Annotated in this window: 17 protein-coding genes; 8 read left to right on the forward strand and 9 right to left on the reverse strand. The window is 63.6% G+C overall.

Annotated elements, in window-relative coordinates; genetic code table 11:
• The first annotated feature begins 63 nt into the window (after positions 1-63).
• The gene (locus tag NW855_RS14970) at positions 64-1,275 is read left to right on the forward strand and encodes a PQQ-dependent sugar dehydrogenase (protein WP_414509017.1); all 1,212 of its coding nucleotides are present in this window, start codon (positions 64-66) and stop codon (positions 1,273-1,275) included.
• A complete protein-coding gene (locus NW855_RS14975) occupies positions 1,259-1,789 on the forward strand; it encodes a c-type cytochrome (protein WP_414509018.1) in 531 nt (176 codons plus the stop codon). The genes NW855_RS14970 and NW855_RS14975 overlap by 17 nt, the downstream gene beginning before the upstream one ends.
• 1 nt (position 1,790) lies before the next feature.
• Here the strand turns inward: NW855_RS14975 and NW855_RS14980 are convergent, their stop codons facing one another.
• The 3 genes from NW855_RS14980 to NW855_RS14990 form a co-directional block, all read right to left on the reverse strand.
• The gene (locus NW855_RS14980; RefSeq protein ID WP_414509019.1) at positions 1,791-2,708 is read right to left on the reverse strand and encodes a tetratricopeptide repeat protein; all 918 of its coding nucleotides are present in this window, start codon (positions 2,706-2,708) and stop codon (positions 1,791-1,793) included.
• Between the two features lie 216 nt (positions 2,709-2,924).
• Positions 2,925-4,556 (reverse strand): hypothetical protein, encoded by a 1,632-nt coding sequence (locus tag NW855_RS14985; protein ID WP_414509020.1) that lies wholly within the window; start codon positions 4,554-4,556, stop codon positions 2,925-2,927.
• A 174-nt stretch (positions 4,557-4,730) separates the two neighbouring features.
• Entirely contained in the window at positions 4,731-5,474 is a 744-nt protein-coding gene (locus NW855_RS14990; RefSeq protein ID WP_414509021.1) for a hypothetical protein, read from the reverse strand.
• Here NW855_RS14990 and NW855_RS14995 point away from each other — a divergent pair.
• Positions 5,457-7,214 (forward strand): hypothetical protein, encoded by a 1,758-nt coding sequence (locus NW855_RS14995; protein WP_414509022.1) that lies wholly within the window; start codon positions 5,457-5,459, stop codon positions 7,212-7,214. The genes NW855_RS14990 and NW855_RS14995 overlap by 18 nt on opposite strands.
• On the opposite strand, the gene NW855_RS15000 is transcribed toward NW855_RS14995, so the two are convergent.
• The 5 genes from NW855_RS15000 to rplU all read right to left on the reverse strand — a co-directional run bounded on the left by NW855_RS15000 (position 7,204) and on the right by rplU (position 11,272).
• Complete coding sequence (locus tag NW855_RS15000) at positions 7,204-7,863, reverse strand: Uma2 family endonuclease (protein WP_414509023.1); 660 nt, start codon at positions 7,861-7,863, stop codon at positions 7,204-7,206. The genes NW855_RS14995 and NW855_RS15000 overlap by 11 nt on opposite strands.
• 9 nt (positions 7,864-7,872) lie before the next feature.
• A complete protein-coding gene (locus tag NW855_RS15005; RefSeq protein ID WP_414509024.1) occupies positions 7,873-8,592 on the reverse strand; it encodes a ThuA domain-containing protein in 720 nt (239 codons plus the stop codon).
• Positions 8,593-8,875: 283 nt separating this feature from the next.
• Entirely contained in the window at positions 8,876-10,582 is a 1,707-nt protein-coding gene (locus tag NW855_RS15010; protein ID WP_414509025.1) for a carbon starvation protein A, read from the reverse strand.
• Between the two features lie 24 nt (positions 10,583-10,606).
• On the reverse strand, positions 10,607-10,957 hold the full coding sequence (locus NW855_RS15015) for a hypothetical protein (RefSeq protein ID WP_414509026.1): 351 nt from the start codon (positions 10,955-10,957) through the stop codon (positions 10,607-10,609).
• 3 nt (positions 10,958-10,960) lie between these two features.
• Entirely contained in the window at positions 10,961-11,272 is a 312-nt protein-coding gene (gene rplU / locus NW855_RS15020; RefSeq protein ID WP_414509027.1) for a 50S ribosomal protein L21, read from the reverse strand.
• Positions 11,273-11,459: 187 nt separating this feature from the next.
• Here rplU and NW855_RS15025 point away from each other — a divergent pair, with 187 nt between their 5' ends.
• The 5 genes from NW855_RS15025 (at position 11,460) to glnA (ending at position 17,105) form a co-directional block, all read left to right on the forward strand.
• Positions 11,460-12,113, forward strand: coding sequence for a PEP-CTERM sorting domain-containing protein (locus NW855_RS15025; protein ID WP_414509028.1), 654 nt, complete (start codon positions 11,460-11,462; stop codon positions 12,111-12,113).
• Positions 12,114-12,158: 45 nt separating this feature from the next.
• Positions 12,159-12,944: a PEP-CTERM sorting domain-containing protein gene (locus NW855_RS15030; RefSeq protein ID WP_414509029.1), complete on the forward strand. Its 786-nt coding sequence runs from the start codon at positions 12,159-12,161 to the stop codon at positions 12,942-12,944.
• Positions 12,945-13,046: 102 nt separating this feature from the next.
• Positions 13,047-14,408 carry a carboxypeptidase regulatory-like domain-containing protein gene (locus tag NW855_RS15035; protein WP_414509030.1) on the forward strand — a complete coding sequence of 454 codons (1,362 nt, stop codon included), beginning with the start codon at positions 13,047-13,049 and terminating at the stop codon, positions 14,406-14,408.
• Positions 14,409-14,424: 16 nt separating this feature from the next.
• The gene (trpS, locus tag NW855_RS15040) at positions 14,425-15,492 is read left to right on the forward strand and encodes a tryptophan--tRNA ligase (protein ID WP_414509031.1); all 1,068 of its coding nucleotides are present in this window, start codon (positions 14,425-14,427) and stop codon (positions 15,490-15,492) included.
• Between the two features lie 197 nt (positions 15,493-15,689).
• Positions 15,690-17,105 carry a type I glutamate--ammonia ligase gene (gene glnA / locus NW855_RS15045; RefSeq protein WP_414509032.1) on the forward strand — a complete coding sequence of 472 codons (1,416 nt, stop codon included), beginning with the start codon at positions 15,690-15,692 and terminating at the stop codon, positions 17,103-17,105.
• 52 nt (positions 17,106-17,157) lie between these two features.
• Here the strand turns inward: glnA and fusA are convergent, their stop codons facing one another.
• Positions 17,158-19,248, reverse strand: coding sequence for an elongation factor G (gene fusA / locus NW855_RS15050; RefSeq protein ID WP_414509033.1), 2,091 nt, complete (start codon positions 19,246-19,248; stop codon positions 17,158-17,160).
• Between the last annotated feature and the right edge of the window lie 119 nt (positions 19,249-19,367).

Consider the following 19,367-nt stretch of genomic DNA (forward strand, 5'->3'; position numbering starts at 1 on the left):
GAAACTGGGTACAATACCCCCACTATGAATCGGCAGGTTGCGTTCGGGTTTGGTATGGGCGTGTTGGCAACGAGTGTTCTGATTGGCTGTTTGACGGCGCAGCGTCCCGCGAATCCGCGTCCCCAACAAGCGACGGTTCCCGCACCTAAGCCGACGGCGGGCGTGCGCGGGCAAGGCGTGCCCGAATTTTGGGTGCGCCCAGGCTACCGCGTGGACTTGGTCGCCGAGAATCTGGGCAACGCGCGCTTTATGGAGTTCGACGACAAGGGCACGCTGTACCTCAGTCGCCCGCAGCGCGGCGACATCCTCGCCCTGCGCCTGCGGGGCAACCGCTACGAGGTGGTCAACACCTTCATCGAGGGCTACCCGACGGTGCATGGGATGCACTTTGCCGACGGGTGGCTGTGGTTCGCGCAGACAGGCGCGATCCACAAAGCGCGCGACACCGACGGCGACGGCAAGGCGGACGAGGTGCAGACCGTCATCCCCGAAGGCAAACTGCCCAAAGGCGGCGGGCACTGGTGGCGACCTATCTTGGTGACCGACCGCTACATCTACACCGCCATCGGTGACTCGGGCAACATCAACGACGAGACCGACACCGAGCGGCAGAAAATCTGGCGGTTCAATAAGGACGGCACAGGCAAGACGCTGTTCGCCAGCGGGATACGCAACACGGAGAAGCTGCGCCTGCGCCCAGGCACCAACGAAGTCTGGGGCGTCGATCACGGCAGCGACTGGTTCGGACGCACACTGGGCGAACGCCCACAGCAGTTCCAACCCATCACCGACTACAACCCGCCCGACGAGCTGAACCACTACGAAGAGGGCAAGTTCTATGGGCATCCGTTCATCACGGGCAACAAGCTGCCGCGCATTGAGTACCAGAACCGCAAGGACATCGTGGAGCTGGCGGACAAGACCGTGCCGCCCGCGTGGAGCTTCGGAGCGCACTGGGCAGCCAACAGCTTCACCTTCCTGACGAAAGACCACTTCCCTGAACACAAGGGCGATATGTTCGTGGCGTGTCGCGGGTCGTGGAACCGCGTGATTCCCGACGGCTACCGCATCGAGCGCGTGCTGTTCGACCCCGTCACGGGCAGACCCTACGGGAGCCTGACGATTGTCAAGACGCTGACAGCAGACAATCGGGTGCTGGCGCGTCCTGTAGATTGCGTCGAGGCGCCCGACGGCAGCGTGCTGTTCAGCTGCGACACGACGAACCGCATCTACCGAATCTCTTGGGCAGGAGAGCGCAATGCGAAGGGCAATTAGTCTGGCAGGCTTGGGGATTGCACTGGCGAGCGTCGCAATCGGTACGGGCAGCGTGCGCCCTGCGCCTATCAAGGTGGTGGAGACCTACGAGCGCAAGTGCAGTTCGTGCCACGGCAAGGAGGGCGCGATGCTCGACAAGGACTTCGAGAAGAAGTACGCCTCGCCCCGCGAGTTGCGCGAGGTCGTGGAGAGCATGCCAGGCGCAATCGGCATGCGTTCCGACGAGCTGGATGCGATGCTGGCGTACACGCGCGCGATTAGCCGTCGCGAGCCGTTTGTGGTGTGGACGGGTCAGCAAGGCGACGCGCTGTTGGGCGAGGTGTCGCCTGCGATGGCGAAGGTGGAAGCGCGCGCCAAGCGCGAGAAGCTGCGCGTAGAGCGCCCCCAGGCCAATCAGTGGCGTATCGTGCTGCCGAAGGGAGTTCGCCCAGAGGAGGTCGAAATCACAGCGCAGCGCGGTGGGGTGCGCACCACGCTGCGCCTCAAGGACTCCCCCTACAGCCACACCAAATAGGCTACGCGGCTAAGTCGCTGAGCGCGTTGCGGGCAACGGCGTTCTCTGGGTCGATGTCGAGCGCGATACGGAACTGTTCGCGCGCCTCTTCCGTGCGCCCCATATCGCGTAGAGTTATCGCCAAGTTCAGCCGCGCCTCCAGATAGCGCGGGTTAATCTCCAGCGCGTGCTGGAATTGTTCGACGGCTTCCTCTTCCTTGCCCAGCGCGGCGAGCGCCATACCCAAGTGGTTGCGGATGTCGGCGAAGTTGGGGCGAATCGCCAGCGCCTTGCGGTACTCGGCGACTGCCGCCTCAAAGTCGCCCCGCCGATACAAGTCGTCGCCCATCTGCGCGTGATAGAGCGCGTCGTCCGTGCTGTTGGAGCTGAGCGTCTCGAGCAGCGCAATCGCCTGATCGATACGCCCTGCACGGTCGTGTTCCAGCGCCTGCTCGAATCGGGCGCGGTCGAAGCCCGTGTCCAGCGTTAGCGACTCCTCGATGCGCCGCAAGCCGTCCTCGCGCCGTCCCATCTCGTACCAGACGATGCCCTGAAACAGCACCGCTTTGGCGAAGCGCGGATTAATCTGCAGCGCCTCTTTGAGGTGCAGCGCGGCGCGTTCGTAGTCGCGCAGTTTGCGCAGCGCGAACGCCAGCGAAAAATGCAAATCGGCGTAGTGCGGGTGGATCTCCAGCGCGCGTTCGAAGTGGTTTGCCGCCGCCGCGTACTGACCCCGACGCAGCGCGGCTTGACCCAGCTGGGCGTGCGACTCGGCGATATAGAACCGCGCAAGCTTCTGCACCATCACATCGCGCGTCTCCGTAAGCGCGTGTTCGAACAGTTTCAACGCCTCCTCAAAACGCCCATCATCGTAGCACTTGATGCCCGAATCATACGAGTTGCTTCTCCCGACGCCTAAAATCTTCTGCAGAAAGGACATGCATCGCCTCCGTGTAAAGTATTATCGGCGCGGGCGGGGGTGATTTTTTAGGGGAAGAGTGGGCGCAGCGTTGAACCCCTCGTCCGCAAGGGGGCGAGGGGATTGTGGAGTGGGGAAGCGGAGCCGCCGCCCGATGCTAAAAATGGGCGTACAGCCGCGCCCCCTCTCCCACCGCGTGGGAGAGGGGCTGGGGGTGAGGGCAAAGAGGCGTGCCGCCTACCCGCTGAGGTAGATGTCGGGTCCCAGCGGCGGGCATTCGAAGGTATCTGCGCCGCGCTTGCGCAGATGCACCCCGTACCAGACGACGAGGTCTTCGTTCAGCGTGCGCTCGCCGTTCACATACTGCGTGATGTTGGCGAACGAACCCCGACTGCCCTGCATCTCGGTGCTGCGCGCTTTGACGACCCACACATCGCCTTCGCCCGTATTGCTGCGCTCGTGGAAGCCGTCTTTAGCGCTGGGCACAATCTCGGCGGTGAAGCCCGTGCTGAGCTTACGCACGCGCCAGCGCGTCGGGCGGTTCGGCCAGCGCAGGCGTCGCGCCTCGATGCGAATCGGCTGCCAGTTCTCGCGTCGCCCGCCGCGCGGCGAGTCGGTCTCTTCCACCGCCAGCCCGCCGAGACCGTCCAGCGCAAAGTGCAGCCGCCAATAGCCGTTGTGCAGACGACCGATGCAGACACAACTGTTTTCAGTGTAGCCGTATTGGAAGCGCGGCTTGAAAATCCCGCTTTGACTGAACCGCCAGCCTGTGATGTAGCGGTACCAGCCCGCCGAACACTCGGTAATCAGCACCAGTTCGCCGTCGGTGTCTTCATAGACGCCCACGCCACGGAAGTTGCCCGAGTCGTCGCTGTCGTCGCAAATCGTGACGGCGCGCGTGCCCGCGTTCGCAAAACGCAACCCGTTGCCCAAGTCAGTGCCCGTGCATTTGAAGCAGGTCTCGCTGTAGAGCCAGTCGCGATAAGGACCGCAACCGTTGTTATCGTAGAACACATTCAGCACGGGCATCCCGCCGCGCTTGAGCACCAGCCGCCCGTTATAGAACACATCCATCAGCTCTACGCCAGCCCCATAGTCTTGTTCGCCAATAATCCGAGTGCCCGATGGACGGCGCACGAGCATACTCCACACGGGATTCCTGGCAGGCCATTCAAGCGCTTGCCACGCACTGCCGCCGACATTCGTACAGCTACCACTGGCGGGCGATCCCCCGCACGCCGCAGGGTAGAAGTCGCTGCCGCCTGTACCGTATGCCGACACTTGTCTGTCGGTCAGGTCAATCAGAAAGTGTCCGATCTCCGATTCGCGCCCGCTGCCTGGTCGAAAGTGCAGTAGCACGGACACCATGCGGTGGTCGGGCACATAGTTCGGGAACGGGTCGATGCGCCCCCAGAGGCTTTCAGGCGCGGCTTCGGTGATCACAGGAGGCATGCCGGGCGAGCAGTAGGCGATTCCGCGGCGCAGCGGCTCGCCGTACTTCGGATCGGACGCCAGCACCTGCACGGCGTCGCGAAACTCCGCCTCGCTGAAGATGTCAGGCTGCTCCTTGAGCGGGGTAATCTCCACGCGCTTGGGCACGGGGAAGTCCGCCTCAATCTGGTAGCCGAGATTGTTGTCGTAGTCGTAAATCACCAGCACCGCCTTGTCGGGGAACAGCACCCTGCCCGGCTCTGAGCTGGGCGGATTGTGTAGGTGCGCTGCCAGCACATTGTAGCGCACCTTGTGCAGGAAGCTCAGGCGGGGATGCGCCCACAGCATGCGGGCGTAGTCGCGCATCTGTCGCTCAGGAATCACATAGAACACCCCTGAGCGGATATTCATGCCGCGAATAGGCACTGCCTCCTTCACGGAGCGAATAATCGGCAATCCAAGCGGATTATCTGCCTGCAAAGGGACTAAGGCATCAATCAGTTTCTCCATAGGTTCCTCACAAGTGCAGAATCGGCGTCGATCTGCGGGCGGCGAAGGGTGAGTTCGCGCCGCCTGCCCTAAGTATACCACGATTTTCGCTGACCGAGCGGGTTATGAGCCTTTGCGCTTGCGCGTTTTGAGGTACTGCTCTTCCAGTTGCTCTAACTGTTCGGGGGTGGGGCGATGGGCGGGTTCGGTGGGCGCGCGTTTTGTGGCGCGGGCAGGGGACGGCTTCGCTTCGGCGGTCGGCTTCGTCTGCCGCGCCGTCGCAGACTTGGCAGTCGCCTTCAGCGGCAGCAGGTCGTCTTCCGCCAGCAGGGCGACATAGCGCAGATGGAACGACTTCTCGTCGTCGGTGAGGCGGTTGCGCGCCTCTTCCGAGAGGGAATTCAGCCAGCGCTCGTGCATACGGGTCTGCTGCTCGGCGTGCCGCTGGCGGATTGCGTCGGGCAGGCTCTCCAAGTCGAGGTCGACGGCGATCTCCTGCGGGGCGTAGACCTTGAGGACGGTTCCGACGGCGTTCGCCAGGTGGGGCGCGTAGCGTCCTTCCTGTGCTTCCTTGCCCTGCGCGTCGCGGGCGCGCACCTGCACCCGATCGCCTTCCTTGAACTTCGGCATGGCGGTATTATACCCGTTGGGGTAGACTCTTGGCGTCTGTATGAGGCACGCGCTATGAAACCGAACGATAACTGTTGTGCGCCGCCTGAGGTGTTCGACGCGCTCCAGCGGCTTGCGCCCGATGCGCCGCTGTTGGCGCTGGGGCAGACAATCTTCTGGGACGAGCCGATGAAGCTCGCCCTGCTGCACTGGCTCCCGACGATAGACCCGACGCGCCGCATGCTGTTTGGCGTCCACGACACGGATTACTTCGCCCGTATGCGCACGCGCCGCCTGCCGCAGGGGGCACAGGTGGTCGGCGAGTTCGCGCTGCTGCCCCATAACGACGGCACGACGCGCGCGCTCTGGTCCGCAGCGGGGGAGATTGCGCAACTGTTCGGCAGCGAGACGGTGCCGACGCTGCCGATGTTCGCACGGTATGGCGGGCGCGTGGCGCGCGTGGCGGAGTCGTGCAGCGAGGGTCAGGGCGCGTTTATCGACGCGCTTACGGAGGCGTGGGGCTGGCGCGGGCTGGCGCTGCGCGACCCGACGCCGCGCCCCGTGTGCGAAGTGCCCCTCTCGGCGGTTGCGCCCGCGCTCGACGCGCTGCTGGCGTTCGGGCTGGACAGCTCGTGCCAGATGCTCGACGACGCCGACGCGCGCGCCCGCGCCTGCCAATGGGCATGGGCGATGCGCCAGCGTATCCAGCACTACGCCGCTGCGCGCCCCAACGACTCGTTGGCAGACCTGTACGCCGCGCTGTACCCAGAGGTGCTGGAGTCGCTTTATGGGGGCGCGCTGCCTGATACGGTGGGGTTTACGCGCACAACGGAACTGCTTCGGTTCAACACGCGCACGGCGGGGCTGCCGCGCTTCGCGCTGGTGGACGCTTTCGTAAACCCTGCGACGCGCCGCGCCTGCGAGGACGCCTACAACGCATCGGTCGCCGACTCGCCCATCTATACGCTCGACGAGTTCGGCGAGGGCGCGCTGCCGTTTGACCTGCTCATCCCGCAGGTCGGGCGCGGCACGCTGCTGCTGACAGAACGGTACTTGGTCGTGCTGACGCCAGAGCCGCAGATTGTGCGCCTGCCCGCGCCTGTCGGCGATGTGCATGCGCTGTCGCAGGTCGTCGAATCGCGCTGGGGCGACGGCTGTGTGCTGGTCGGCAAGGCGATCACGCTCGTGCCGATGCTGGCGCACGAGTTTGTATTTGTGTTCAACGAGCGCGGCTCGCCGTATCTGACACGCACGGCGCGCTTTCTGGCGCAGTTGCACGCAAGCGGGGTCGCTGTGCGCGTGCATCCGATACTGCGCCTGCAGTATCCGACTTGGGACGCGCTGGGCGCGGCGCGGTGCGTCAACCTGCGCTTGCCGTCGCATCTGGCGCGCGCGTTCGACGAGCCGACGCTCTGCTCCGATGTGTTCGCGTCGCGCTGGCGCACGGTCGTTGCCGAGCAGCAGCACCTGCTGGCGCAACTTGCCCGCGTGCATCGCCCGCGCGACCTGATGACGCTGCTTGCCGAGCGGGAAGGCGACCTATGGCGCGAGCGGCTGGCGGACTACGATGCTTGCCTGCGTGTGCTTGCCGAGACGGTCGGCGCACGCGCCGACGCGCTCCGCCAGCAGGCGCACGCCCTGCACGCCGAGCGACGCGCCCTCATCGCCGAGATTCAGCGGCACCCGAAGCGGTTCAGCAAACTCGCGCCGCGCCTGCACGCGCTCAAGGCAGAGATTCGCAGGCTGAACGCCGAGCGACGGCAAGTGGGGCGCACGCCTGACGCCGAGGCGCTGCGGGCGCGCGTGCGCCAGTTGGAATGCGAGGCGGAGCGAGCGCGACTGGCGATGATTCGCGACGCTTACCTGACGGCGGAAGGGCTGCTGCAGACCCATGCACGACCCGCCGCGTGGTGGTTCCTGCTGATTGGGCGCGCGTGGTTCGAGGCGTGTGCGCGGGGGCTGCAGGCGCGACTGGAGCCCCTGATAGCTACAGGCTAATCCCCAGCAGGCGCAGCATCTCCAGCGTGCTGGGACGCTCGTTGCCGAAAAACAGCCACGATGCCTCCACCCAGAAGCCCGCAATCGCAGACGAATGGAGCGCGCCTGCCGACTGCTCGAAGGTCTCGTAGTTCCCCTCGCGCCGTCGCGCCACCCGAACGACCTGCGCCTGTGGGTCTACCAGCCACAGCTCCGCCACGCCGATTGCACGGTAGTCGATCTCCAAGCTGCGCCACTCGGCAGGGTAGTTCGCGCGGGAGCGGATTTCCAGCACCCAGTCGGGCGCGCCGACGATGGCGGACTCCGTGATAATATCCGCGCGCTCGCGGCGAATGAAGAGCAGGTCGGGCAGGCGGGCGCGGTACTCAGAGATTTTCACCGCCGTGCGCGAGCCAGAGACATATCCCAGCCCGTTCGCCTCCACATACGGGCGCAGTGTCGCGAGCAGCCACGCGCTAAGCTGCTCGTGTTGCCACATCGCTGCCATCGTGCGCTCCACCAGCACGCCGTCGATAAGTTCGTAGAGGTCATCGGCGTCCGTCACGCGCAGGTAGTCGTCCACCGTAAGCGGTTGCTCGCTGGCGAGCATACGCCGCGCCCGCTCGCGTACGCGCTTGAGTGTCCCTGCCTGCGCTATGTGGCGTCGCATCGTCGTCCCCTACAGTTTGACCGCGCCCTTCTCCTGCAGGCGCAACGCCCACTTGATGCCGCCCAGCAGGTGGCGCTGGTACGCCGCGTCCTGCCACACATCGAGCCGATGCCCCAGCGCGGTGTAAAACACGCGCCCCTTGCCGTACTCGCGGCACCACGCCAGCAGGTAGTCGCCCTCTTTGCCAGCGTTCGGTGTGCCGTCGTCGGGATGGCGATCCATCGACAGCAGCACCTGCACGCGCGGGCGGTTGTTCTCCTTGAACAGGTAAATCTCGTCGAAGACCGTCCACTCCGGCGCGAGGTGCGCCACCGCGGGGTGTTCGGGCTGCTCCACTTTGGCGACCACTTTGGTCTGCTTGCCATGATAGGCGAACTGCCCCTGCACCATCTCGAGGTATTCGGGGCGGTTATGGTAGGTGTCAGCAGCGGCGTGGATGCCGATAAACGCCTTGCCGCCCTTGAGCCACTCCAGAAACGCGCCCAAGTCGGGGATACCGATGTCGCCTGTGGTGTTCAGAAACACTACCCCGTCGTACTTGCCCGCGTTCAGGAACTCAGGCGTGAGCATCTTTTGCACATCGCTCGCGTCGCGGCAGTAGTCCACTTCAAACACGCCGCTGCGTTCGCCGATCTCCGCCAAGATTTTCTCGCCCAGTTCAATCGAGTCGGCGTGTCGGAAACCTGCTGTGTGCGTGACCACCAGAAGACGCTTCTTGCCCGTTTGCATGGTGCGGTTCTCCTTTTGTGCCGTTTCGGGGGAGTTGTCTGTTGTTGCCCCCCTCCCTAAGGTTCCCCCCGCTTCGCGAGGGGAACCGTGCGCAGGCGAAGGTCGCCCCGCTTCGCGAGGGGAACTGCCCCCCAACTTGGTTCCCCCTGCTTGCAGGGGGAACCTGTAGGAGGGGGTCATCTGAAACTGCGCAACTGTCTGCCCCACGAAAATAGGCGCGCCCCACCATCCTAAGATGCCGACCGCAAATAGCACGCTAAGCGTTCGCATAGCGGGATTATACCTACCGTGTGGACACGGCGGTCTGTGCGCCGCGTCGCCATGCCACAATCGCCTCGCCCACCAGCCACACCGCCAACGCGAAGATGACCGCGCTCACGCCCAGCAGCAGCGTGTTGCCCTGAGCAGCGAAGTTGCGCATCCCGATAACCAGCGCGGTGAGCGTCGCGAGGAGCATAAAGCCCATCGGCAGCAGCGTATACAGCGTCGGTCGCCCCAGCGAGCGCAAGTAGAGCGAGACCACCAGCAGCGACAGCGCTGCCAAGAGCTGGTTCGACGCGCCAAACAGTTGCCACAGCAACGCGCCGACCGACTTCAGCTCGCCCGTGACGGGGTCAGGGGCTTTCAGCAGCGCGAAGAAGCCGATCAGCCCCACCGCCAGCAGGGTGCTGAGCGTCGGGTTGACCAGCGGTGTGATGCGCCACGCGCGCCCCAGCTCTTGCAGGTTGTAGCGGATCAGACGCGCGCCTGTGTCCAGCGTAGTGAGCGCGAAGCCGACCGCCACCGTCGCCACGAACACCTTGGCAAGCGCAAGCGGCACGCCAACCGCGCTGACGAGCGTGCCCGCCCCATGCACAAAGTTCGCCAGCGCACTCTTGCCCGCCGTGAGCCAGTCGGGGTAGCGGGACTGCCATTCCGCGCCCAAGCCCGCCGCCACCGCCAGCAACGCGAGCGTCGCCAGCAGCCCTTCGGTGAGCATCCCGCCGTAGCCGATTGGCAGCGCGTGGCTCTGGCGGTCTAACTGCCGCACGGTCGTGCCCGACGCCACCAACGAGTGAAACCCCGACACCGCCCCGCATGCAATCGTGATGAACAGCAGCGGGAACATCGGCGGCGCACCCGCAGGCGCAGGGTTGAACGCAGGCGCGCTCAGCGTGAACCCGCCTACCACCGCGCCTGTCAGCAGCAGCCCCATGCCCAGAAACAGCTGGAACGAGTTCAGGTAGTCGCGCGGCTGCAGCAGCACCCACACGGGCAGTAGCGTCGCTGCCAGCGCGTAGCCCAGCAGCAAGTAAGTCCACAGCGGCGCGGTCAACTCCAGCCCGAACAGGCTCGTAATCGGGTACTGCACGCCCAGCCACACGCACAGCAGGCTCGCCAGCAGCGCGGGCAGCGTGAGTTTCGCCAGCGACACACGGTAGCGATAAAACAGCACGCCTACAACCAGCGCAATCGCAACCAGCGCGAAGCTGGGCAGCACCGCTTCGGGCACATGCCCGCCCTCCGCGCCGCCTGCACCTGGCGCAAACAGGTTCGCGATATTGATCACGAACACGCCCATCGCCAGCGCAAGCGCGAAAACCCCGAACAGCAGAAACAACGCTCGCGCCCGCGCCCCCGCCACATCGTATGCCAAGTCCGCCACACTGCGCGCCCGATTGCGCACGGAACTGTACATGCAGCCCAAGTCATGCACCGCGCCGACGAAGATGCAGCCCAGCACAATCCACAGCAGCGCGGGAACCCAGCCCCAAATCACGGCAATCGCGGGACCCAGCAGCGGTCCCAGCCCCGCGATGGAGGCGAAGTGATGCCCAAACACCACCAGCGGCGGGGCAGGCACGAAGTCGCGCCCATCGCGCAGGGTGTGGGCAGGGGTCGGCTCAGAATCGTCCAGCGTGAACACGCGCGTCGCCAGCCAGCGCCCGTACCAGCGATACGCCAGCGCCAGCAACATCGCAACGCCCAACAGAACCAGTAGTGCGCTCATAGACGCCACAGGGCTGCCGTCGCCCTATGGCGCACGATTCGCTGGGGACGGGGCAGACTCCTGCAAGTGCGCCTGCAAAAAGTGGTCGTGCCCGACATAGTAATGCACAGAATGCTCGGCGGGCTTGAACCACACGATGCCCTTCGGCATCACGGCAAACAGCGGCTCCACCACACGGTGCGCCTGCTCTAACTCGATACGCCCGCCGTCGATGCGCTCGATGCTGCAGTGCAGCAAGTCGTCCTCGCCCTCGAACTGGATGCGGTAGCCGTCCACTTCCGCGCGGTAGCGCTCGGCGGCGTCCAAACGAATCGGTAGCCCCGCCTGAAGGTCTTCAAGCAGGGCGTCCAGCACGCGCCGAATCGGTTCTGGCATCACTTACGCCTCGATCGACTTAATGCGCAGGATGGTCAGTGGCTGGCGATGCCCCCAGCGCTTGCGCTCGTTCTTCTTGGGCTTGTATTTGAAGCCGATGATTTTGGGCGCTTTGGTCTGTTTGACCACCTCAGCGACGACCTTCGCGCCGCTCACATAGGGCGCGCCGACCTTGATGCCGTCGTCTGTGCGCACCATCAGCACCTCGCTAATCTCGATTTCGGTTCCCGGTTCCGCTTCAAGCTTCTCTACGCTCAGAATCGTGTTCGGCTCCACGCGGTACTGCTTGCCGCCTGTTTGGATAATCGCGTACATCGGTCGTTGCCTCCTGTTCAAGCGGGGATTATACCCAATCAGTGCGTGTGTCGTGCGCTACCTGCAAAAATACGAGTTTTTCTCGGAACAGGGAACTTTGGCACAGAAGTTGCTCGTCAAAGAGTAGGCTTACGCGGGGTTATTTCTCTGTTACGCCCGATTCGCCCCCAAGCCGCAAAGGAGGTCTATGATGATGATACGACGCATGATGACTTCGGTCATGGTTGCCAGCGTGCTGGCAACGGGCGCATTTGCGTCCTGGAATGTTACGGTGCTCAACAGCAGCGGGGTTCTCAACCCGCCGTCGACGGTTGTGTCTGTGCCGACGATAGTGACGACTTCGCCCCTGCCGCAGATTACCTTCCTGACGGCTGTGGCGACGCCGAACCCGATACTGGTTGGCGACGGGACCGCATTTACCAACGGCACCTTTTCGGGCGCCTACTCCATCGCGCCTGCCTCGAGTTCCGCAGGCATGCTCACAGGCTTCAACTTCGTGATTGCAGGCGTGGTGGACGGCAGCGCGATGATCGTCTGGCAGAAGAAGGTCATCCGCAACTCGGACAACGCCATCCTCTACAACGACTCGGGCATGTTCGCAGGTTCGGGTTTCGGCGGCACGGATGGCGCGTTCAGCGTCGTAATTCCTGCTATGCTGTCGGCGCCTGCCAACGATGTGACCGTGTTTGAGAACTTCCTGCTGTTCGTACTGCCAACCAATCCCGTCTCTACGGCTGGGCTGCTGTTGGTGGAGCAGGACTGGGTGCCAGAGCCTGCGAGCATGATTGCGCTCAGCAGCGGGCTGGTCGGACTGCTCGCGCTGCGCCGCCGCAAGCGCTAAGGCGCAACCGCTGTATCCTCCTGACCGTAGCGCAGGGCGGGCTTCGTGCCCGCCCTGTTTTTGTTTGACATAGGTGAAAAACGCCAAAAATACCAGTTTTTGCGCGAAAAAAGCCGTTTGGCACGCAAATTGCTTATTCAAGTGCAGTGCGCGTCTTCAACGCGCCGACAGAACGGAGGAACCATCATGAAGCGAGTACTAACAACTCTGGGAGTATTGGCTGTGTTCACGAGCGCGTTCGCCTCGTGGAATGTAACAATCGTCAACAGCAGCGGGGTTCTCAATCCTCCCAGCACACCTGTGAGTGTGCCCACCATAGTCCAGAGCAACCCTGTGCCGCAGATCACCTTCCTGACGGCAGCCGCCACACCGCATCCCCTAATCGTCGGGATGGGCACAGGCTATACCGTGGGAAGCTTCTTCGGACAGTACACGATTAACGACCCGACGAACAGCCTGCCGCCATTGAACGGCTTCAACTTCGTGATTGCGGGGTATGTGAACGACTGGGGGCGCATCACCTGGTTCAAGAAGGTGGTGCGCAACTCGGACAACGCAATCCTCTGGCAGGCGAGCGGCGCCATCTACGGCGGCAACTACGCGGGCGGGTCAAACGGTGCGTTCAGCATCGTGATACCCGCCGCTCTCTCTGTGCCCGCCAACGATGTGACCGTCTACGAGACCTTCCAACTGGGCGGCATCATCGACAGTACCTCTTCGGCAGCGCTGATGCTGGTCGAGCAGGACTGGACCGTCGTGCCTGAACCTGCCAGCCTAATCGCGCTGGCGACAGGGCTGGGCGGCATCCTGCTGCGTCGCCGCCAACGCTAAGCGTACCATCCTCCTTTCGCAGGTGGACACACACGGGGCGGTCAGCGACCGCCCTTTTTTGGTAGCAGGAGAAACCCTCGCGCCCGCGAATCGTCTTTCTGTATGACGATGCAACGACACATTTGGGGAGGCGTGTTTGCGTTTCTGTGCGCTGTGATGCTGGCAGGCTGCGGCGAGAACGGCAAGGTCGGCATCGTCTCTGGGACAATTACCGATGTTGACGACAATCCTGTCGCCGACGCCGAAGTGTTCGCCGCCAACGCCGTCAATAGCCGCACCCGCTCGCTGCACAACGGTACCTACTACCTGACGAATGTGCCCGATGGGTTTACAATTATCCGCGCCCGCGCCGTGATTGGCGGCAAGGAATACACAGGACAGAATGTAGCACAGGTGTTCGAGAATGAGCAATCCAAAAATGTAAATATTATGATTGCGCCTACAGACCGTCAGGGCGGGGTGGAGGGCTTTGTGCGCGATGCGTTTGGACGCGGGATCGAGCGCGCGCGCGTGTTCGCAGGCGGCGCACTGAGCAGCGCGCTGGCGGTCACCGACCGCCGTGGGTTCTACCGAATCACGGGGCTGCCTGCAGGCTTCGAGTACCCGATTGTCGCCTCCGCGCCTGACTACGAGAACGACAAGCGCACGGTAGCAATTGTCGCAGGACGGACTACCGTCGTCAGCTTCACGCTGAACGACTCGCGCAATCGCCCCGTGCAGACGCCATTCAACCTCTCGGCGACGGCATGGACGATGCCGCGCACGCTCACCGCCACCCGCAGCGCACGCGAATACGACGCTTACAACGCCATCCGCGCCCTGTTTGACGACAAGCTGCGCCCGCGCCGCACGGTCGCCTCGCGCGCCGTCGGCGACTACTGGATCGAAATCGACCTCAGGTGGGAGTACCAAGAGCAACTCAGCCTGCTGGGCTACGGGATTTACCGCGGGCGCACCATCGACGAACTCAACCGCAACGCGATTGCGTTTTTGCGCGACCCGCTGGCGAACTTCTTTGCGGACTTAGACCCCGCCCTGCAGCCGAATGTGACCTACTACTACGAGATGGTCGCGCTGAACACCGACTACCTGAACGACCTCCCTGGCACGGTGTCGGGACGGAGCAACCGCGTGAGCGCGCGCCCGTTCACGCCCATCGCCATCACGCGCCCGTTCCCCAACGAACTCGTGGACGGTCTCATCCTGCAGTGGACGCCCGTGCCCAACGCCGACTACTATCTGGTGCTAATCTACGACCGCTTCCCCGACTATAGGGTCGCGCCCTACTTCCCTACCGACCTGAACAATCCTGGCGCGGCGAAGGTGTTCGCCCCTGCAACCTCGCTGGTCTACACGGGACCGCCGCTGGTCAGCGGGCGCACCTACTACGCCGTCGTGCTGGCGTTCACCAACGACCTCAGCACGCACGCAATTAGCCAGATCGTGCCCTTCCAAGTGCGTTAGGTATAATCCCTCGCCGATGAGCGAGCGCAAACGGGTGCTGACGGGCGATCGCCCCACAGGCAAACTGCACCTGGGGCACTATGTCGGGTCACTGCACAATCGCGTCCAGCTGCAGGACGAGTACGAGTGCTACTTCCTGATTGCCGATCTGCACACGCTGACCACACGCCCCACCCACGACGACATCGAGGATATGCGCACCAACATCCGCGAGATGGTGCTGGACTACCTCGCGGTGGGGATTGACCCGCAGAAGTCCACAATTTACCTGCAGTCGGCGGTGCATGCGGTGTACGAGATGAACCTAATCTTTGAGATGCTGGTCTCGTTGCCGCGCCTGACGCGCCTGCCCACCCTCAAAGACATGGCGCGCGCCGCCAACATCGACGACGAGTCCATCCCCTTCGGGCTGATTGGCTACCCTGTGCTGCAGGCGGCGGATATTCTGATGCCCCGCGCGCACCTTGTGCCCGTCGGCAAGGATAACGAGGCGCATGTCGAAATCACGCGCGAAATCGCCCGCCGATTCAACCACCTCTACGGCGAGGTGTTCCCCATTCCCGAAGTGATGCTCAGCGAGGTGCCCACCCTCGTCGGCACGGACGGGCAAGCCAAGATGAGCAAAAGCCTCGGCAACGCTATCTTCCTCTCCGATGACCCCAAAACCGTCGAGAAAAAAGTGCGCAGCATGTATACCGACCCCAAACGCATCCGCGCCGACATTCCGGGCACGGTGGAGGGCAACCCCGTGTTCATCTACCACGACATCTTCAACCCGAACCGCGAGGAAGTAGACGACCTGAAGGCGCGCTATCGGCAAGGGCGCGTCGGCGATGTGGAGGTCAAGGAGAAACTCGCGCGCGCCCTGAACGCCTTCTTAGACCCCATCCGCGAGCGGCGCGAACAGTTCGCCCAAGAGCGCGGGCTGGTGGAAGAGATTATCTACACGGGCACGCTAAAAATGCGCCAAATCGCCGATGAGACGCTGGAGGCGATGAAGCAGGCGATGGGGCTGCGCGGCATCTGGCGCAACATCGAACGCAAGGCGCGCGAGCGGATGAAAGACGCGCCCCCAACCCCTTGACATGCCCCCCTGATTGGGGTATAATATAGCCGAATCGTGCAGTCGCACCTCGCTGCATCGCAACGAAGCGTGCAGACCCCCTATGCGCTGCCCGATTGCCCGCACCTGTCGGCGACGAAGCCGCCTCAGCATGCGCGCATACCTGCGCGCCCCCTGGCAATACGCCAGAAACCAAAACTAAGTCAGAGGAGGATCGTATGAGTCCACGCGAAGCAATTCAGTTCGCGCGTGAGCATAACGCGCGTGTGGTCGATGTCAAGTTCACCGACCTGTTCGGCATGTGGCATCACTTCTCGATGCCGATTGAGGCGTTCACGGAGGAGATATTCGACGAGGGCATCGGCTTCGATGGCTCCTCCATCCGCGGCTTCCAGTCCATCAATGTCTCCGACATGCTGCTGATGCCCGACCCCGAGACCGTGTTTATGGACCCGTTCCCCGAAGTGCCGACCGTAAGCGTGATTTGTAATGTGGTTGACCCCATCACGCGCGAGCGGTACACACGCGACCCGCGCTATGTGGCGCAGAAGGCAGAAACCTACCTGCGCTCGACAGGCATCGCCGACACCGCCTACTTCGGTCCCGAAGTGGAGTTCTATGTGTTCAACGATGTGCGCTACGCGCAAGGCTCCCACTTCGGCTACTACTACATCGACTCCGACGAGGGCGAATGGAACACGGGGCGCGAGGAGAAGCCGAATCTGGGCTACAAGATGCGTCTCAAGGGCGGCTACTTCCCCTGCCCGCCGTCGGATACGCTGCAAGACTTGCGCACGGAGATGATGCTCACCCTGCAGGAAGTCGGCGTCGAGGTGGAGGTGCAGCACCACGAGGTTGGCGCGGCAGGGCAAGCGGAGATCGACATCAAGTACGACACGCTCGTGCGCATCGCCGACAAGGTGCAACTGTATAAGTATGTGGTTCGGAATGTCGCCGCGCGCAACGGCTACACGGCGACCTTTATGCCCAAGCCCGTGTTTCAGGACAACGGCTCCGGGATGCACACGCACCAGAGCCTGTGGAAGGGCGGCGTGAACCTGTTTTACGACGAGCGGGGCTACGCGATGCTCTCAGACACGGCGCGCTACTACATCGGCGGGCTGCTCAAGCACGCGCCTGCGGTTCTGGCGTTCGCCGCGCCGACCACCAACTCGTACCGACGCTTGGTGCCCGGCTACGAGGCGCCTATCAACCTCGTCTACAGCCAGCGCAACCGCAGCGCGTGTATCCGCATCCCGACCTACTCGCCCAGCCCGAAGGCGCGGCGCATCGAGTTCCGCGCGCCCGACCCGACGGCGAACCCGTACTTGGCGTTCGCGGCGATGGTGATGGCAGGGCTGGACGGCATCCAGAACCGCATCGAGCCGCCCGACCCCATCGACAAAGACCTCTACGAGCTGCCACCCGACGAGCGCAAGGGCATCCCGACCACGCCGCCGACGCTCGCCGACGCGCTGAATGCGCTGGAACAAGACCACGAGTTCCTGATGCGCGGCGGGGTGTTCACGCCCGACCTGCTGGAGACCTACCTGGAGTATAAGCGCGTCAGGGAGGTGGACGCCATCCTGCTGCGCCCGCACCCTTACGAGTTCGCGCTCTACTTCGACGCTTAAGCCCTCACCCCCAGCCCCTCTCCCAGTGCGTGGGAGAGGGGTGGGTAGATGCTTAGTGTTCCTGCGACTCGCGTTCGCGCTTGTGCTTCTCGATGAGCGGTTGCGCGACGGTGTGCGGCGCCTCTTCGTAGTGCGAGAAGCGCGTGCGGAAGCGTCCGCGCCCGCGCGTGATGGAGCGCAGCTCCAGCGCGTAGCGGGTCATCTCGCTCATCGGCACGGTCGCACGGATGCACTGCCTGCCGTTGCCGAGGCTCTCGATGCCCGCAATCCGCCCGCGCCGCCCGTTCAAATCGCCCATCACATCGCCCGTGAACGCTTCGGGCACATCGACTTCGACTTCCAGAATCGGCTCCAGCACGACGGGAGCCGCCTTCATCGCCGCTTCCTGAAAGGCGAGGCTACCCGCGATGCGGAAGGCTTGATCCGACGAGTCCACCTCGTGATACGAGCCGTCCACCACATTCACCTTGAAGTCGGTGGCGGGGTAGCCCGCTTGGATGCCCTTCTCGGCAGCCTCGCGGATGCCCTTCTCAATGGCGGGGATGTAGTTTTTGGGGATTGCGCCGCCGACGATGCTCTCGGTGAACTCGATCCCTGAGCCGCGCGGCAGCGGCTCAAGGTTGATGAAGCAGTGTCCGTACTGTCCACGCCCGCCTGTTTGCCGTTTGAACTTGCCCTCGACGCGCTGCACAGGGCGCGTGATGGTCTCGCGGTAGGGGATGCGCAGCTCTTCGGTTGCGACTTCGGTGTTGAACTTGCGCTTGAGCTTGTCGATAATCACCTCCAGGTGCAGGTCGCCCATGCCCGACAGCAAGGTCTGTCCCGTTTCGGGGTCGCGTCGCGCGTGGAAGGTGGGGTCTTCGTCCTGCAGGCGCGCCAGCGCGGGTCCCATGCGGTCTTCATCCGCTTTGGTCTTGGCGACCACAGCGACAGTGTAGATGGGGTCGGGCATCGTGATGGGTTCAATCGCGACGGGTCGGCTCTTGTCGCAGAGGGTGTGCCCCGTGCTGGTCTCTTGGAGTTTCGCCACGACGCCGATGTCGCCCGCGCGCACTTCGGTGGTCGCGATTTGGGTTTTGCCGCGCGTGTAGAACACCTGTCCGATGCGTTCGTCGCGCTCTTTCTGGGCGTTGTAGACCTGCGAGTCGCCGCGCAGTGTGCCCGAATAGACACGGAAGTAGGTCAGTTTGCCCACGAACGGGTCGGCGGTGGTCTTGAACACGAACGCGGCTAAAGGCGCGCTGGGGTCGGGCGTCAGTTCGACGGGGTTGCCCGTGCGCAGGTCGGTCGCTTTCGGCGCAGGCGATTCGGCAGGGCTGGGCATCAGCTCCAGAATTGCCTGCAGCAGGGGCGCGAGACCCTCGCCCAACGCTGCGGAACCGCACAGCACGGGCACGATACGCCCCGTGCGCACTCCCTCGTGGAAGCCGTGTACCAGCTCCTCGTCGGTCAACAGGTTGCCGTCGAGGTACTTTTCCAGCAGCGCGTCGTCCGATTCGGCGGCGGCTTCCATCAGCAACTCGCGGGCGCGCTCGACCTCGCCTTGCAGCTCGGTGGGCACAGGCGAGGGGGCAGTATCGCGGTCTTTGCCCACATACGCCTTCTGGTGCAGCACATCGACCACGCCCTTGAACTGCGTCTCTGCGCCGATGGGGATTTGCAGCGGCACGATGCGATTGCCGTAGGCGTTGCGCAGGGTCTGCAGCAAGCCGTTGTAGTCCGCGCCGTCGCGCTCCATCTTGTTCACGAAGATCAGGCGGGGCAGCTGGCGCGCCTCGCACAGCTCCCAAGCGTTCTCGAAGCCGACCTCCAGCTCCGCCTGCGCAGGCGCAACCAAGATAACCGAATCGACGACCTGCGCTACGCTATACAGCTCGCCGATGAAGTCGGGGAAGCCTGGCGTGTCGATGAGGTTAATCTTGTGTCCCTCCCACTCGATGGGCAGCAAGGTGGCGCTGAGGCTGATTTTACGCCGCTGCTCTTCGGGGTCAAAGTCCGAGGTCGTGTTGCCCGCTTCGATGCTGCCGACGCGGTCGATGTGTCCAGCGATATAGAGGAGATGCTCCGCGAGAGTCGTTTTCCCGCTCCCGCCATGTCCCGCCAACGCTACATTGCGTATCTGCTCAAGCGCATACTGTTTCATGGCATTACTCCTGTGTGGCTCTCCGTCGGTCGCTATAATAAATAGCCCCTCACCAGAGGGAGAGGCTCACTGCGCCGTGCGGGGCGTGTTGCGGACAGCCTGCGCGTTCAGGGCTGTCG

The sequence above is a fragment of the Synechococcus sp. RC10B2 genome (genome assembly GCF_047502635.1).

Bases quoted from the DNA above. Each gene is read 5' to 3' on its own strand.
- NW855_RS14975 (WP_414509018.1), top strand. From the start codon at position 1,259: ATGCGAAGGGCAATTAGTCTGGCAGGCTTGGGGATTGCACTGGCGAGC.
- NW855_RS14980 (WP_414509019.1), bottom strand. From the start codon at position 2,708: ATGTCCTTTCTGCAGAAGATTTTAGGCGTCGGGAGAAGCAACTCGTAT.
- NW855_RS14995 (WP_414509022.1), top strand. From the start codon at position 5,457: ATGCTGTTTGGCGTCCACGACACGGATTACTTCGCCCGTATGCGCACG.
- NW855_RS15000 (WP_414509023.1), bottom strand. From the start codon at position 7,863: ATGCGACGCCACATAGCGCAGGCAGGGACACTCAAGCGCGTACGCGAG.
- NW855_RS15005 (WP_414509024.1), bottom strand. From the start codon at position 8,592: ATGCAAACGGGCAAGAAGCGTCTTCTGGTGGTCACGCACACAGCAGGT.
- NW855_RS15010 (WP_414509025.1), bottom strand. From the start codon at position 10,582: ATGAGCGCACTACTGGTTCTGTTGGGCGTTGCGATGTTGCTGGCGCTG.
- NW855_RS15015 (WP_414509026.1), bottom strand. From the start codon at position 10,957: ATGCCAGAACCGATTCGGCGCGTGCTGGACGCCCTGCTTGAAGACCTT.
- rplU (WP_414509027.1), bottom strand. From the start codon at position 11,272: ATGTACGCGATTATCCAAACAGGCGGCAAGCAGTACCGCGTGGAGCCG.
- NW855_RS15025 (WP_414509028.1), top strand. From the start codon at position 11,460: ATGATGATGATACGACGCATGATGACTTCGGTCATGGTTGCCAGCGTG.
- NW855_RS15035 (WP_414509030.1), top strand. From the start codon at position 13,047: ATGACGATGCAACGACACATTTGGGGAGGCGTGTTTGCGTTTCTGTGC.
- trpS (WP_414509031.1), top strand. From the start codon at position 14,425: ATGAGCGAGCGCAAACGGGTGCTGACGGGCGATCGCCCCACAGGCAAA.
- glnA (WP_414509032.1), top strand. From the start codon at position 15,690: ATGAGTCCACGCGAAGCAATTCAGTTCGCGCGTGAGCATAACGCGCGT.
- fusA (WP_414509033.1), bottom strand. From the start codon at position 19,248: ATGAAACAGTATGCGCTTGAGCAGATACGCAATGTAGCGTTGGCGGGA.